Below are 13375 nucleotides of genomic sequence, written 5' to 3' on the forward strand. Positions count from 1 at the left end.
TGGCCTTTCCCTAGACCTCTTCCATGGGGTCGAAGGGATCGAGGCGCCGGTCCACGCGGGCGTGGGCGGCGAAGTCGCCCGGGTGGCGGCCCAGCAGCAGGACGCTGAGCGCGACCAGGCCGATGACGATCTCGTCGAGGATGGCCGGCCCGACGGCGGCCAGCATGGTCAGCAGCACCCAGCTGTTGCGGATCGCGGCGCCGGTATATCCGCGTGCGCCCTCGTAGACCTGCAGGCCCAACGACCATTTGCCGAGGCTGGTGCGGTAGCGTCCCTCGACCACCACGCGGTAGGCGAAGAAGCCGAGGGCCAGGCCCACGACGTTGTAGACCTCGGCGGCCTGCCCGGTCAGCGGCTCCGAAAACATGAGGTTGATAAGGCCCCGGAGCAGCACTAGAACCGCGGCGACCGCGAAGGCGTCAATCCACCAGGCGACGGCCCGGCGGAGCAATACGGCAATTCTTTCCGTCCACATAGCCTTCCACCTTAGAAGAAAACCGCCGGTATTTGCGCAAGTAGCTGCACGGATGTAGTGTGTAGCAGGTGCGTCTATGCTCTCAAGCGGTCGTTCGGCTCTGGTAGGAAAGTCGAATGGCGCTTGGGGCGGGATTGCGTCCCTCCGTTCATCAATACTCTCAGCAGCATTAATGCGGTGGCGCAAGAGACGTGCGATTGTCCAAATTCGATTTCCTACGTTATTTCGGAGCATTTTTACGCATGCCATCTTCTAACACCCCTCAGGTTGCGATCAACGACATCGGAACCGCTGAGGACTTCCTCGCAGCCGTTGACGCGACCATCAAGTACTTCAACGATGGTGACATCGTTGCCGGTACCGTCGTCAAGGTTGACCACGACGAGGTGCTGCTCGACATCGGGTACAAGACCGAGGGCGTTATCCCTTCCCGCGAGCTGTCCATCAAGCACGACGTCGACCCGGATGAGGTCGTCGAGGTCGGCGACGAGATCGACGCTCTGGTCCTCACCAAGGAGGACAAGGAAGGCCGCCTGATCCTGTCCAAGAAGCGCGCTCAGTACGAGCGTGCTTGGGGCGCCATCGAGGAGCTGCAGGCCAAGGAAGAGCCTGTCACCGGTACCGTCATCGAGGTCGTCAAGGGCGGCCTCATCCTCGACATCGGGCTGCGCGGCTTCCTGCCGGCTTCCCTGGTCGAGATGCGCCGCGTCCGCGACCTGGAGCCGTACATCGGCCAGGAGCTGGAAGCCCAGATCATCGAGCTGGACAAGCAGCGCAACAACGTTGTCCTGTCCCGCCGTGCATACCTCGAGCAGACCCAGTCCGCGGTCCGCTCCGAGTTCCTGCACCAGCTGCAGAAGGGCCAGGTCCGCAAGGGCGTTGTGTCCTCCATCGTCAACTTCGGCGCCTTCGTCGATCTCGGCGGTGTCGACGGCCTGGTTCACGTCTCTGAGCTGTCCTGGAAGCACATCGACCACCCGTCCGAGGTTGTCACCGTGGGCGACGAGGTCACCGTCGAGGTGCTCGACGTCGACCTGGACCGCGAGCGCGTGTCCCTGTCCCTGAAGGCAACCCAGGAAGATCCGTGGCGCGTCTTCGCCCGCACCCACGCTGTGGGCCAGATCGTCCCGGGCAAGGTCACCAAGCTGGTTCCGTTCGGCGCCTTCGTCCGCGTCGAGGAGGGCATCGAGGGCCTGGTTCACATCTCCGAGCTGGCTCAGCGCCACGTGGATGTCCCGGACCAGGTCGTCACCGTCGGCGAAGAGGTTATGGTCAAGGTCATCGACATCGACCTCGAGCGTCGCCGCATCTCCCTGTCGGTCAAGCAGGCTGACGAGGACTACACCGACGAGTTCGACCCGTCCAAGTACGGCATGGCCGACTCCTACGACGAGCAGGGCAACTACGTCTTCCCCGAGGGCTTCGACCCGGAGACCAACGAGTGGAAGGAAGGCTTCGACGAGCAGCGTCAGGCCTGGGAGGCCCGCTACGCCGAGTCCGAGCGCCGCTTCCAGCTGCACTCCGCTCAGATCGAGCGTCACCGTGCCGCTGCCGCCGAGGCAGCCGAGGCCGGCGAGTCCTCCAACTACTCCTCCGAGTCCGCAGATGCAGCTCCGGCATCTGAGGCTCCGGCAGAGGAGGCTGGCTCCCTGGCTTCCGACGAGCAGCTCGCTAAGCTGCGCGACAAGCTGGCCGGTAAGTAAACCGCGCTAGCTAGCCGCTAGAGCCCCCAGTCCGCAGCCGCGGGCCGGGGGCTTTTTCATGCCCGACAGTCCCACCTGTTTTATCCTCACCACGCTGCGCGAAGCCGGCCAGGTGCCTCAAAAGTGGGATATGTCATAGGCCGTCCGAACTATTAGGTTTCGGACTGCTTACCCCTTTATACTGGCCTGGTAATAACCACTGCCGCGGCGGTGGTCCGGTTCATTAGGAAGGGGCTTTCGTCGTGGCGTCTACACAAGACACGGCGCGGCACATCGTGGACAACCTCGGTGGCGCCGACAACATTACGTCCTTGACCCACTGTGCGACGCGTCTGCGCTTCCAGCTGGCAGACACCTCGCTGGTCGACAACGCCAAGCTGGACGAAGACCAGGCGGTGCTCGGCACCGTCCCACAGGGCGACCACGGTTTCCAGGTCGTCATGGGCGGCGGGGTAGCGGAGTACTACAACGCGATTATCAAGCAGCCGGGCGTCTCGGCCTCGGCCGGGGACAAGGCCAGCGGCCAAAAGAAGCAATACGACGGCGTGCGCGGGAAGTACTCCTGGGTCGACTACTGCTTCGAGTTCCTCTCGGATACCTTCCGCCCAATCCTGTGGGCGCTTTTGGGCGCGTCGCTCATCATCATGCTGCTCATCCTGGCCGATACCATCGGCTGGCAGGACTTCCGCGCGCCGATGGAGGAGCAGCCGCCGGCCTACCAGCTGGGCCACGCCATGTGGCGCAGCGTCTTCTACTTCCTGCCGATTATGGTCGCGGCCACCGCGGCGAATAAGCTCGGCGCGAATATGTGGGTCTCCGCGGCCATCCCGGCGGCCCTGCTGACCCCGGAGTTCCTCGCGATGGGCGAGCAGGGCGACGTCGTCGACGTCTTCGGCCTGCCGCTGGTCATCAACTCCTACGGCTCGCAGGTCTTCCCGCCGATCCTGGCGGCCATCGGCCTGTACTGGCTGGAAAAGGGCCTGAAGAAGATCATCCCGTCGGCGGTGCACATGGTCTTCGTGCCGTTCTTCTCCCTGCTCATCATGATCCCGGCCACGGCGTTCCTGCTCGGTCCCTTCGGCGTCGGTGTGGGTAACGGGATCTCCTGGCTGCTGCACAGCATCAACGAGTTCTCGCCGTTCATCCTGGCTATTGTCGTGCCGCTGCTGTACCCGTTCCTGGTACCGCTGGGCCTGCACTGGCCGCTGAACATCATCATGGTCCAGAACATCGCGACCTATGGCTACGACTTCATCCAAGGCCCCATGGGCGCCTGGAACTTCGCCTGCTTCGGCGTCGTCGCCGGCGTCATGGTTATCTCCTTCCGCGAGCACAACGACCAGATGCGCCAGGTCTCCATCGGCGGTCTGGCCGCCGGCCTGCTCGGCGGCGTCTCGGAGCCGTCGCTCTACGGCATCCTGCTGCGCTTCCGTCGCAGCTACTACCGACTGCTGCCGGGCTGTGCTATCGGCGGCGCGGTGATGGGCCTGTTCAACGTCAAGGCCAACGCCTTCGTCTTCACCTCGGCCCTGACCGTCTTCGCGATGGAGCCGGCCGCCGGCTACGCGCTGGGCCTTTTGGTCGCGTTCATGACCTCGTTCCTGTTGACGGTCTTCTTCGGCTACCGCACCCCGGAGGAAAAGGCTGCGGATTTGGAGCGCATCGCCCAGCGCCGCGCCGCCGAGGGCAAGGAGACTCCCGCCCCGCAGCCGGCTACGTCCAACGCGGCAGCCGCCCCGGCCGCCGTCGCCGTCGCCGCCCCGGCCCAGGAGGGCGCCGTGGCTATCGATGCGCCCCTGGCCGGCGAGGCCGTGGATCTCAGCGAGGTCCCCGATCCGATCTTCGCCGGCGCGAAGCTGGGCGAGGGCGTGGCCATCCTGCCGACCGGCACCACGGTCTACGCCCCAGCGGACGGCAAGGTGCTCACCGTCCAGAAGTCCGGCCACGCGGTGGGGCTGAGCTTGGATAGCGGCGTGCAGCTGCTCGTCCACGTCGGCCTGGACACCGTCGAGCTGGGCGGGGAGGGCTTTACCGTCCACGTGGACAAGAAGCAGCGGGTGGCCGCCGGCGACAAGCTCATCAGCTTCGACCCGGAGTTCATCAGCTCCCGCGGCTACAACCTGATTACGCCGGTGGTGGTGACCAACACGAAGAAATTCGCGCACGTCAACCCGACGCTGGGTACAGTCGATACCACCACTCCGGTCATCGAGGTGGTGCCGCGAGACAAGCAAGACGATAAGAAGGAGGACGCTTAATGCGGCTGGTGGGGCTGACAGGAGGCATCGGCAGCGGTAAGTCGACCGTGGCGAAGATGCTGGAGGAAGCCGGCGCTATGGTGGTGGACGCCGACCAGATCGCCCGCGACATCATGGAGCCGGGCCGCCCGGCCCTCCAGGACGCCGCCTACGCCTTCGGCAGCGATATCCTCAACCCGGATGGGAGCCTGGACCGGGGCAAGCTCGCCGAGCGGGCTTTCGCCAGCCGGGAGGCAACCGATAAGCTCAACCGGATCACCCACCCGCGCATCGGGGAGCAGACCCGCAAGGCCTTCCGCAAGGCCCGCGAGCGCGGCGACGAGGTCGTCGTCTACGACATGCCGCTGTTAGTCGACAAGGGCCTGGACAAGGACATGGACCTGGTACTCGTCGTGGACGTGGAGCCGGAGGAGCGGGTTAACCGGCTGGTCGGCCGCGGCCTGACGGCTGACGATGCCCGTGCCCGCATCAAGGCCCAAATCCCCGACGATAAGCGCCGCGCGGCGGCCGATATCGTCATCGACAACAACGGCAGCCTCGAGGACCTGCGTGAGCGGGTAGAGGCCATCCGGGAGCGCGTTTTCGCCTAGGGACCCCGCGGGCGGGCGGGTAGACTGGCCGGCATGGCCTTTGCAGCGGAACACCCCATCCTGTCCGAGTCCGAACACCGCCCCGTGGGCGAGGTGGAGCGCACCCCCGGCGAGTTCAAGGTCGAGTCCGAATACGAGCCCGCCGGCGACCAGCCCGCGGCCATCGCGGAGCTGGATAAGCGGCTGGATCGCGGCGAAGCCGACGTGGTGCTCATGGGCGCGACCGGTACCGGTAAATCGGCCACGGCGGCGTGGCTCATCGAACAGCAGCAGCGCCCGACGCTGGTGATGGCGCCGAACAAGACCCTGGCCGCGCAGCTGGCCAACGAGCTGCGCCAGCTTCTGCCGCACAACGCGGTCGAATACTTCGTCTCTTATTACGACTACTACCAGCCGGAAGCGTATATCGCGCAGACGGATACCTACATCGAGAAGGACTCCTCGATCAACGAGGACGTCGAACGCCTGCGCCACTCGGCGACCTCGGCGCTGCTCTCGCGGCGCGACGTCGTGGTGGTCAGCTCCGTGTCCTGCATTTACGGCCTGGGCACGCCGCAGTCCTACCTGGACCGCTCGGTGGTGCTCGCCGTGGACGACGAGGTCGAGCGCGACCGTTTCCTGCGCCTGCTGGTCGACATCCAGTACGAGCGCAACGACGTCGGCTTTACCCGCGGCACCTTCCGCGTCAACGGCGATACCGTCGACATCATCCCCGCCTACGAGGAGCGGGCGGTGCGTATCGAGTTCTTTGGCGACGACGTGGACTCGCTCTACTACATCCACCCGGTCACCGGGGACGTGCTCGAGCAGGTCGACGAGCTGCGGATCTTCCCGGCCACCCACTACGTGGCCGGCCCGGAGCGCATGGAAAAGGCCGTCGCGGACATCAAAGAGGAGCTGGCCGAGCGCCTGGCGGACTTGGAAAACCGCGGCAAGCTGCTGGAGGCCCAGCGCCTGCGCATGCGCACCGAATACGACCTGGAGATGATCGAGCAGGTCGGTTTCTGCTCGGGCATCGAGAACTACTCGCGGCACATCGACGGCCGCGAGGCCGGCTCCGCGCCGGCGACGCTGCTGGACTACTTCCCCGAAGACTTCCTGACGATCATCGACGAGTCCCACGTGACCGTGCCGCAGATCGGCGGCATGTTCGAGGGCGACATGGCCCGCAAGCGCAACCTGGTCGAGTTCGGCTTCCGCCTGCCCTCGGCGGTGGACAACCGCCCGCTGACCTTCGACGAGTTCGAGCAGCGCGTGGGGCAGACGGTCTACATGTCGGCGACCCCGGGCGATTACGAAATGACCGCCGCGGGTGGCGAGTTCGTCGAGCAGGTCATCCGCCCGACCGGGCTGGTGGACCCGAAGGTCACGGTCAAGCCCACGAAGGGCCAGATCGACGATCTTATCGATGAGGTGCGCACCCGCGTCGACAAGCAGGAGCGCGTGCTCGTGACCACGCTGACCAAGCGCATGGCCGAGGATCTCACGGACTACCTGCTCGAGCACGGGATCAAGGTGCGCTACCTGCACTCGGACATCGACACCCTGCAGCGCGTGGAGCTGCTGCGGCAGCTGCGGCTGGGCGAGTTCGACGTGCTGGTGGGCATCAACCTCCTGCGCGAGGGCCTCGACCTGCCGGAGGTTTCCCTGGTGGCCATCCTGGACGCGGACAAGGAAGGCTTCCTGCGCTCGACGACGTCGCTCATCCAGACCATCGGCCGCGCGGCCCGTAACGTCTCCGGCGAGGTCATCATGTACGCGGACAAGGTGACCGAGTCGATGAACAACGCCATCGAGGAGACCGAGCGCCGCCGCGAGAAGCAGATCGCCTACAACACCGAGCACGGCATCGATCCGCAGCCGCTGCGCAAGAAGATCGCCGACATCCTGGACCAGGTCTACGACAACGACGGCGACGGCGACGGGGAATCGGCCGCGGCCAGTGACCCGGCGGCGATGGTGGACAAGCCGGACGTGTCCTCGATGGCGGTCGAGGAAGTCGAGAAGCTCATCGACGATCTGACCGCCCAAATGGGGGAGGCCGCCCGCGAGCTCAAGTTCGAGCTTGCAGGACGTCTGCGCGACGAGATTGCGGACCTGAAAAAGGAAGCGCGAGGCCTCAAAGAGGCGGGCATTTAGAGGCTATACTAGGGCGGAAGCAAGCTGAATCTGCAAGAAAGAAAGAACATGCTTACCTATTCGAACATCGTCGTCGGCACCGACGGCTCGGCTACCTCCCTGCGCGCCGTGCGCACCGCCGCCTCCTTGGCGCGCGTCTACGAGGCCCGCCTCATCATCGTCTCCGCGTTCTTCAACCACTCCAGCTCCATGCTGGGGGCCACCGGCTCGGACAACACCGGCGTGCCGGTCATCAGCGAGGACATGGCGAAGGACTTCCTGGCTACCGCGCTGAAGGTCGCGGAGGAGGAAAAGGCCGACAACGTCGAGATCGTGGGCCGCTCCAGCGATCCGGTCAAGGCGCTGCTGGCGGCCGGCGAGGACTTCGACGTCGATCTCTTCGTCGTGGGCAACAAGGGCTTCAACTCCATGCGCGGCCGCGTCTTCGGCTCCGTGGCGAAGGATCTGACCCGCCGGGCACACGTCGATGTGCTTGTGGCAGATACCACTGACTAGCTCGCTGCACCAAAGCCCCGCCGGCTGGTTGTTACACTAGAATAGGGTAAATACCAGAAGAATATTTTGCGGACTAAGAGTCCACAGAAAGGTCACCATGAGCGATTACAACACCATTGTTGTCGGCACCGACGGCTCCAACTCCTCCCTGCTGGCAGTGGAGCGGGCGGCCAAGATTGCCGCTGCGTTCGACGCAACCCTCATCATCGGTTGCGCCTACTACGAGAACAAGGAAGAGGCCTCCAAGACTCTGCGTCAGGAGTCTGTGACCATCCTGGGTGATGACAAGGCCGAGGCTAACCTCGTGGCCGGCCGCGAGCACGCTGAGAAGTTCGGCGTCAAGGACGTCAAGACCGCCGTCCGCCCGGGCACCCCGGTCCAGGCCCTGATGTCGATTGTCAACGACAACAAGGCTGACCTGCTCATCGTCGGTAACCGTGGCATCAACTCCCTGACCGGCCGCCTGCTGGGCTCCGTCCCGGCCGACGTTGCCCGTCAGTCCGACTGCGACGTCATGATCGTTCACACCGTCGCCTAAGCTGCGGCTAGCCGCCGGAGATTAAAAGGCCCTCCCCGCTGCGTCCCTTGCGATGCGGTCGGGGAGGGCCTTTCGCGTGCCCGGGCCACGGGCGCCGGAGGAGGGCCTAGTGAGTGCGGTGCTTTTCGACGCGCTCGAAGGGGTTGCGGCGGTAGACCGCCAGGAGGCTGTGGCCGTTGTCGCCCTGGATGAGCGGGACGTCGCTGCGCGCGCTGTCGCCGGCCTCGGCGAGCGGGGCGGCGGTTCCGTGCGAGAGCACGTGCTCCTGCGGCGACAGGTTGCGGATGGCCACGCCGGCGATGCGCTCGGGGTGCTCGTTGACTATGTCACGGTAGGTCAGCGGATCGTGCTGGCCGTCGTCGCCGACCAAGACCCACTGGATGTGGGGGAAGTCGATAATCAAATTTCGGAGCTGGACCTTCTTGTGTTCCACGCCGTTGCGGAAGAGCCCGGTGGGGGTGGGACCCCAGTCGGTCAGCAGCATCGGGCCGCGCGGCAGGCGGTGCGCGCGGACGAAATTCATCAGGGTGTCGAAGGTGTTCCACGCCCCGGTCGAGAGGTAGAAGACGGGTGCGTTCGGGTGGGCATCGATAAGCTCCGAGTAGAACGCGTCCATGCCCGGCACGGGCTGGCGGCGGTTGGTGCGCTTGAACCAGGAATTCCAGGTTGCCAGTAGGGCGCGCGGCAGCCAGGTGACCATGATCGTGTCGTCGACGTCGCTGATGATGCCGACGCGGGTCTTCTCGTCGACGATGAGGACTTCCGCGGTCACCGGCTCGGCGCCCTCGGCGGCAATGGTTACCTCGTGCCACCCGGGAGGCAAGCCGTGGTCCTTGACGAGCACGTCGATATAGCCGTTGTCGTTGGTGGAGGCGTGCACGGTCTGATCCCCGGCGGTGACCGTGATATCGATGCCCGCGACCTGGATGGTGAAAAATTGGCGGTAGCCGCGCTCGGCCCAGTTGCGGGCCGGTTTCTCGGGGTTTTCCATCAGAACGCGGCCCAGCACGCGGACTCGGTCCGGGCTGCCGTAGCCCAGGTAGCCGGTCACCGTGGGGACCCAGCCCCGAGCGTCGGATCGCTTCACGCTCCAGCGGTTGATATGGCGCTCGCAAAGGCGGGCAAAATCAGATAAAGCCATAATGACCAATCTATCCTAAGCGGGCAGCTCGCCGTAGACCGTAAGCGTCTGGGTGGCCCGTGTCAGCGCCACGTAGAGGTTCTGCAGCCCCTGCGGGGAGGCCGCGACGATAGCCTGCGGGTCGACGATGACCACGTGGTCGAACTCCAGGCCCTTGATCTCCTCGACGTTGCTGGCATCAATCACCGCGCGCAGGCGTCCGTCCGCCGTGCTGCCGATGCCGGCTGCCGGCCGGTCTGCTTCCTCCTCCGGCAGGCAGTGGTAGGCCACCGGCTCGCCGGGGCGGATGGCGGTGGCGGGCTCGGCGTGCGGGTCGATGAGTGTAAGCAGCCGGTTGGCGACCTCGGCGATGGGCTCCGGCGTGCGGTAGTTGACGGTCAGGCGGTGGTGGCGGAAGCGGCCGCCGACGAAGGGCTCGAGCGTGTCCGCCCAGGCGTCGACGCCGGCCGGGGCGCTGGTCTGGGCGGTGTCGCCGACCAGGGTGACCCAGCGCGAGGGGCTGCGGCGGAAGACCATCCGCCACTCCATGGCGCTAAGCTCCTGGGCCTCGTCGACGACGACGTGACCGAAGGCCCACGTGTGGTCGGCACGAGCGCGCTCGGCGGTGGTGCGGTGGTCCTGGACCTGCTGGCGCCGCGCCAGGGTCTCGGCGTCGATGACGTCGTGCGCGGAGAGGATCTCCGCGTCGAACATGTCGTCGTCGTTGTCGGTGGACTCGGAACTGCTGAGGATGTCCAGGGCGTCCTCGGCTTCGGCGACCTGCTGCTTCCAGGCCTCGCGTTCGGCCTCCTCGACGGCGGCCGGGTCGGGCATGCCGATTAAGACGGCGAGCTCGTCGAGAAGCGCAGCATCGCTGGCCGTCCAGGCCGTACCGTCGGCGCGGTAGAGTGCCCCCTGGGTTTCCTCGTCGTAGGCCGCGGCCGCCCGGGCGATGAACTCCCGGGAGCACAGCAGCTCGGAAAGTACCTGCTGGGGGCTGAGTTCCGGCCAGTAGGCGTCGATGAGCTCGCGCACGGCGGGGGACTCGGACAGGTCGTCGTGGAGCTGGTCGACGTCGGCGCGCGAGAGCAGGTTCTCGCCACCCAGCGGGTCCGCGCCGATGCGCTCCGAAAGCGCCTGGGCCAGGGACTCGGTGAGGTGCTCGGCGAAGGCCAGGCGGGCATCGTTGTGCGGCTTGCGGGAGCGGCGCGCGCGGGTGCGGGCGGCCTTGACCATGGCCGGGGTGACCTCAAGCGGCAGCTGCTCGACGGTGATCTCCTGGGCTTCGCCCGGCACCTGCTGGTAGTCCTTGACGGCGTTGGCCAGGATCTCCGCCATGGCCTCGGAGCCCTTGATCTCCCGGGCGAGGAGATCCTCCGGGTGGTTGCCCGTCACGCCGGGGAAGAGGTCGCCGATGGTCGAGAGCACGGTGCCGGTCTCGCCCAGCTCGGGCAGCACCTGGGAAATATAGTCCAAAAACGTCGGGTTGGGGCCCACGATAAGCACGCCGGTCGAGGCGAGCCGCTCGCGGTAGGTGTAGAGCAGGTAGGCCACGCGGTGCAGCGCCACGGCGGTCTTGCCGGTGCCCGGGCCGCCCTCGACGACGAGGACGCCGCGGGTGGAATCACGGATGATCTCGTCCTGCTCGCGTTGGATGGTCTCCACGATGGAGGACATATGTCCCGTGCGCGCCTGCTGCAGGGCCTGGAAGAGCGCCGACTCGCTGGCCACGCCGGCGGTATCCGTGCCGGCGCCGTCGCCGGAGAGGAACTCGTCGGTGAGATCCGTGACCTCCCGCCCCCGCATCCGGATGGTGCGGCGCTGTTCGACGCCCTCCGGGTGGGCGGTGGTGGCCAGGTAGAACGGGCGGGCCATCGGGGCGCGCCAGTCCAACAGCAGGGTGCGGTAATCGTCGGCGCGGTCGTCCATGCCCATGCGCCCGATATAGCGCCGGTCGAGGCCCGCCTCGGTCGGGTTGTCCCCGTCCGCGTCGATGTCGATCCGGCCGAAGACCAAGCCCAGCTGCGCCAGGTTGAGCTTGTCGAGCTTGGCCTGCAGGCCGTGGTATTCGGTCTCGCGGCGCACCAGCGCGTCCGCGTCGGGGGTCTGGGGATCGACATCCGCCTGCACGCGGGCCAGGGATTCGTTGGCGCGGGCGACGGCGTCGTCGAGGCGATCGAACAAGCCATCCACGTAGGCCTGCTCGGCGGCTATCTCGGCCTGGTGGGCCGCGGCCTGCCGCGGGTCACGTTCACCGGTCATTTGGTGGGCTTTCTGTCTTGTGCACGGGTTTGCGGGGTGGGCAAAAGAACAACGGCCCAGCATACTCGCTGGGCCGTTGCGTGAGAAAAGTAGCTGGAAGGAGAAAGCTTAGAGCTTGCCCTCGAGCTTCTTCATGGCCTTGGCGATGGCCTTGTCAGCGCGCTTTTGCAGCTTGTCAGCGTTCTTGGAAGCCTTCTTGGCGGCGCGCTTGCCGTTCTTCTTGTCGGCGGCGGAGCGGGCCTTCTCGGCTTTCTCCTGGGCGCGGGACGCGGCCTTGACGGCACCCTTGCGGGTGGTCTCGGCGTTGTCCTGGGCGGCCTTCAGCCAGTCGTCCTTGTTGTCGGTGACGAAGTCCTTGGCGTCGTTGACGTAGCCCTTAGCGGTCTCCAGCAGATCCTTGCCGCTTTCCTGCCAGTCGTCCTTGTTGTCATCGATGTAGGCCTGGACCTTGTCGGAGGTCTCGTTGAACCAGTCGGAAGCGCGATCCGAGAAATCGGAGGCGCGCTCGGTCACGTCGTCGGCGAACTTCTGGGACTCCGACTTGGTCGGCAGCGCCTGCTGGATCTTCTTGTTGGTGCGCTCACCGGCCTTCTGGGCGCGCCAGCGCAGGGACGGCTTGCCGGCGGTGTCCTGGGTGGTGATAAACAGCGCACCCAGCAGGGCGGTGTTGGTCAGCAGGCCGTTGCGCTTGGAGGTCTTCTCCTCGGCGCTGTCGGCCTCCCAGAAGTTGTTGCGGGTCAACATCGTCGGCAGGGTAGCAGCGGCCAGCACAGCGGCCGAGGTACGCGGAGCCTTGCCCAGGGCGAGCAGGGAACCGGCGCCAACCTTGGCGCCGCCCAGGCCGCGGGCAACCAGTTCCGGGTCGTTCGGGACGTAACCGGCGTAGCTACCCGGCAGCGCCTTGCGCAGGGTCTGCAGGAAGGACTCCGTCTCCTCCACGTGATCGGAGGTGTTACGGAGAGTGTCCACACCGTCGAAAACGAAGACCGAAGCCAACATCGGGCGGGCAATCTTGCGAATCATGTCTGAAATGCTCCTTTAGTGAAAAAGACCAGTAAGTCTAACCTAGAAGTTCTAAGCCAGAAATTTAACCTAGGGGTTCAAGTTTACGCACTTTTTCCGCGGCTGTGGGCCAGCCGGGGGAGACTACCAGCGGCGGTCCCACCATTCGCCGAGGTGCGGGCGCTCCTCGTCGAGGGTGGTGGGCTTGCCGTGGCCCGGCCAGACGACCGTTTCGTCCGGATAGATATCAAATACGCGTTCGGTCAGATCCTTGTACAGGCGGACGAAGTCCCCCTCCGAGGTGGTCTTGCCGACGCCGCCGGGGAAGAGGGAATCACCCACGAAGAGGTTGGGCACCTCGTCCAGCTCGGTGACCAGCGCCGCCCCGCCCGGGGTGTGGCCGCGCAGGATGATGACGGGCAGCTCGTGCCCGGCGAAGTCGATGGTGTCGCCGTGGTTGAGCTCGACGTCGACGGGCGCGGGCAGGGCGGGCGAGTCCAGGAAGGACGCGTAGTGGGTGGCGCCGGTTTCCTTCAGGATTTCCGGCAGCGCGCGGACGTGGTCCCAGTGGCGGTGGGTGGTAAAGACCGCGGTGATGCTGACGCCAGCCTGGCGAGCCATGTCGAGGATGGCGGGGGCGTCGTCGGCGGCATCGACAAGCAAGCCCTCGTCGCCGCAGGCCAGCAGGTAGCAATTGTTGTCCATGTCGGAGACGGAAATATGGTGTAGCTTGAGCTCTTTAGTCATGTTGACCAGTCTACGGGTAAATTCAAGCGAAGAGACCCGCAGTGAA

The 13375-nt window shown here is 65.8% G+C and carries 11 protein-coding genes; 6 read left to right on the forward strand and 5 right to left on the reverse strand.

Annotation, left to right across the window (positions count from 1 at the left end; genetic code table 11):
• Positions 1–10: 10 nt before the first annotated feature.
• Positions 11–475 (reverse strand): RDD family protein, encoded by a 465-nt coding sequence (locus tag VVR85_RS04550; protein ID WP_368519757.1) that lies wholly within the window; start codon positions 473–475, stop codon positions 11–13.
• Positions 476–717: 242 nt separating this feature from the next.
• Between VVR85_RS04550 and rpsA the strand changes: the two genes are divergently transcribed.
• From rpsA to VVR85_RS04580, 6 genes are all read left to right on the forward strand, one after another.
• Complete coding sequence (rpsA, locus tag VVR85_RS04555) at positions 718–2178, forward strand: 30S ribosomal protein S1 (RefSeq protein ID WP_070769309.1); 1461 nt, start codon at positions 718–720, stop codon at positions 2176–2178.
• A gap of 242 nt (positions 2179–2420) precedes the next feature.
• Positions 2421–4436, forward strand: coding sequence for a glucose PTS transporter subunit IIA (locus VVR85_RS04560; RefSeq protein ID WP_368519758.1), 2016 nt, complete (start codon positions 2421–2423; stop codon positions 4434–4436).
• On the forward strand, positions 4436–5026 hold the full coding sequence (gene coaE / locus VVR85_RS04565) for a dephospho-CoA kinase (protein ID WP_368519759.1): 591 nt from the start codon (positions 4436–4438) through the stop codon (positions 5024–5026). Before VVR85_RS04560 ends, coaE begins: the two co-directional genes overlap by 1 nt.
• 33 nt (positions 5027–5059) lie before the next feature.
• Positions 5060–7165 carry an excinuclease ABC subunit UvrB gene (gene uvrB, locus VVR85_RS04570; RefSeq protein ID WP_368519760.1) on the forward strand — a complete coding sequence of 702 codons (2106 nt, stop codon included), beginning with the start codon at positions 5060–5062 and terminating at the stop codon, positions 7163–7165.
• Between the two features lie 48 nt (positions 7166–7213).
• Positions 7214–7660: a universal stress protein gene (locus VVR85_RS04575; protein ID WP_368519761.1), complete on the forward strand. Its 447-nt coding sequence runs from the start codon at positions 7214–7216 to the stop codon at positions 7658–7660.
• Positions 7661–7757: 97 nt separating this feature from the next.
• The gene (locus VVR85_RS04580; RefSeq protein WP_368519762.1) at positions 7758–8198 is read left to right on the forward strand and encodes a universal stress protein; all 441 of its coding nucleotides are present in this window, start codon (positions 7758–7760) and stop codon (positions 8196–8198) included.
• A 106-nt stretch (positions 8199–8304) separates the two neighbouring features.
• On the opposite strand, the gene VVR85_RS04585 is transcribed toward VVR85_RS04580, so the two are convergent.
• From VVR85_RS04585 to VVR85_RS04600, 4 genes are all read right to left on the reverse strand, one after another.
• Positions 8305–9339, reverse strand: coding sequence for an App1 family protein (locus VVR85_RS04585; RefSeq protein ID WP_368519763.1), 1035 nt, complete (start codon positions 9337–9339; stop codon positions 8305–8307).
• Between the two features lie 15 nt (positions 9340–9354).
• Positions 9355–11580: a UvrD-helicase domain-containing protein gene (locus VVR85_RS04590; RefSeq protein WP_368519764.1), complete on the reverse strand. Its 2226-nt coding sequence runs from the start codon at positions 11578–11580 to the stop codon at positions 9355–9357.
• Positions 11581–11688: 108 nt separating this feature from the next.
• Positions 11689–12603, reverse strand: coding sequence for a DoxX family membrane protein (locus tag VVR85_RS04595; RefSeq protein WP_368519765.1), 915 nt, complete (start codon positions 12601–12603; stop codon positions 11689–11691).
• A 123-nt stretch (positions 12604–12726) separates the two neighbouring features.
• A complete protein-coding gene (locus VVR85_RS04600) occupies positions 12727–13329 on the reverse strand; it encodes an MBL fold metallo-hydrolase (RefSeq protein WP_368519766.1) in 603 nt (200 codons plus the stop codon).
• Between the last annotated feature and the right edge of the window lie 46 nt (positions 13330–13375).

It is taken from the genome of Corynebacterium sp. LK2590 (genome assembly GCF_040946105.1).
Lineage (GTDB): Bacteria > Actinomycetota > Actinomycetes > Mycobacteriales > Mycobacteriaceae > Corynebacterium.

What these genes read in the sequence shown, in the direction of transcription:
- VVR85_RS04550 (WP_368519757.1), bottom strand. Translation starts at nt 475, where the DNA reads ATGTGGACGGAAAGAATTGCCGTATTGCTCCGCCGGGCCGTCGCCTGG.
- rpsA (WP_070769309.1), top strand. Translation starts at nt 718, where the DNA reads ATGCCATCTTCTAACACCCCTCAGGTTGCGATCAACGACATCGGAACC.
- coaE (WP_368519759.1), top strand. Translation starts at nt 4,436, where the DNA reads ATGCGGCTGGTGGGGCTGACAGGAGGCATCGGCAGCGGTAAGTCGACC.
- uvrB (WP_368519760.1), top strand. Translation starts at nt 5,060, where the DNA reads ATGGCCTTTGCAGCGGAACACCCCATCCTGTCCGAGTCCGAACACCGC.
- VVR85_RS04575 (WP_368519761.1), top strand. Translation starts at nt 7,214, where the DNA reads ATGCTTACCTATTCGAACATCGTCGTCGGCACCGACGGCTCGGCTACC.
- VVR85_RS04580 (WP_368519762.1), top strand. Translation starts at nt 7,758, where the DNA reads ATGAGCGATTACAACACCATTGTTGTCGGCACCGACGGCTCCAACTCC.
- VVR85_RS04585 (WP_368519763.1), bottom strand. Translation starts at nt 9,339, where the DNA reads ATGGCTTTATCTGATTTTGCCCGCCTTTGCGAGCGCCATATCAACCGC.
- VVR85_RS04590 (WP_368519764.1), bottom strand. Translation starts at nt 11,580, where the DNA reads ATGACCGGTGAACGTGACCCGCGGCAGGCCGCGGCCCACCAGGCCGAG.
- VVR85_RS04595 (WP_368519765.1), bottom strand. Translation starts at nt 12,603, where the DNA reads ATGATTCGCAAGATTGCCCGCCCGATGTTGGCTTCGGTCTTCGTTTTC.
- VVR85_RS04600 (WP_368519766.1), bottom strand. Translation starts at nt 13,329, where the DNA reads ATGACTAAAGAGCTCAAGCTACACCATATTTCCGTCTCCGACATGGAC.